Origin of the sequence: Enterococcus florum (assembly GCF_004309355.1) — a bacterium.
GTDB classification, from domain to species: domain Bacteria; phylum Bacillota; class Bacilli; order Lactobacillales; family Enterococcaceae; genus Enterococcus_A; species Enterococcus_A florum.
Genome location: NZ_BJCC01000044.1, coordinates 1 through 1547, shown reverse-complemented (window position 1 = coordinate 1547; position 1547 = coordinate 1). Strand labels below are relative to the sequence as shown.

Here is a 1547-nt window from a genome sequence, read left to right as displayed (position 1 = left end):
TGTACCGACCCCCAAAAGTTAGACCAAAAATCTAATATTTTGGGGGTCGATTTTTTATGGCTAAATACAGTATTGAACTGAAATTGAAAATTATTCATGAATATTTAGATGGTAAGGGAGGGTATTCGCATCTGGCAAAGAAATACTCAATTAAGAGTATGGGACAAGTAAGAGATTGGATTAAGATCTATAAAGAATTTGGTGAAGAAGGTCTTCTTCGTAAACGACAAAATCAAAGTTATTCTTTTCAATTCAAGATGGATGCGATAGAGTTATATCAAACAACTGAGCTGTCCTATCGTGAAGTGGCGAATCATTTGGAGATAAACAATCCTGCGTTAGTCGCCAATTGGATGAGAACTTTTCGTGCAGAAGGAGTAGATGGACTCTCAAAAAAGAAAGGACGTCCATCTATTTTGTCTAAGAAAAAAGAGGAGAAGAAAACAAAGAAAGAGACACTTGAAGAACGCGATCGCATCAAGGAATTGGAAAAACAAGTCCGTTCTCTTCAGATTGAAAATGCCTTTTTAAAAGAATTGAGGAAGCTGCGAAAACAGGAAGCCCAACAAAGACGAACGAATCAATCGCACGAATCATCGACAGCCTCCGAGGATCCTTCAAATTAGTTGAGCTTCTTGAAACCTTGAAATTTCCTAAATCAACCTTTATGTATTGGCAAAAGCGCTTTGATCGAGAAAATCCAGATCAGGAAATCGAAGAGGAAATGCTTAAGGTAAGAGAAACACACAAAGATTACGGTTGCTTACGTATGACAAAGGAGTTGGGAAATCGTGGGTTTCATGTGAACAAGAAGAAGGTGCAACGTTTGATTCGAAAGCTGGGGATTGAAGTCAGCTCATTTACGAGGAAATCTCGCCGTTATCATTCCTATCGCGGAAAGATCGGTAGGATTGCGAAAAATCGAATTCATCGACGCTTTTACACAAGCGTGTGCCATCAAAAGATCACGACAGATACAACAGAGCTAAAATATTTTGAACCCGACAGTTCTGGTGTCATTCGCGAAAAGAAACTGTATCTTGATCCATTTTTAGATATGTATAACAGCGAGATTATCTCTTATCGTATTTCTGAGAAGCCGAATGCGTTGGCAGTCATGGAGGCTTTAGAGGAGGCAATCCAAGTAACGGAAAACTGTATCTATCGCCGAACCTTTCACTCCGATCAAGGATGGGCCTATCAAATGAGGGCCTATACCCATAAGCTAAAAGAACATAAGATCTTCCAAAGTATGTCTCGTAAAGGAACCTGCTTAGATAATTCGATCATGGAAAATTTCTTTAGTCTATTGAAGCAGGAAATCTATCACGGGAGAAACTATCATAGCTTTGAGGAATTGAAACAAGCCATTGATGACTATATTCATTACTATAATCATGAGCGGATGAAGAGGAAATTAGATTGGCAAAGCCCAGTACAATTTAGAAAAGCGGCGTTAAGAGCGGCTTAAATCTAATGAATAAACAAAGAAAAGAGGAGTGGATTTCTCCACTCCAAAAAAAGTCTAACTTTTTGGGGTCACTACA

Annotated in this window: 1 pseudogene; it reads left to right on the top strand. The window is 38.7% G+C overall.

Annotation, left to right across the window (positions count from 1 at the left end):
• Window positions 1–56: 56 nt before the first annotated feature.
• Window positions 57–1471: pseudogene (locus NRIC_RS18780) on the top strand (IS3 family transposase).
• Window positions 1472–1547 lie beyond the last annotated feature (76 nt).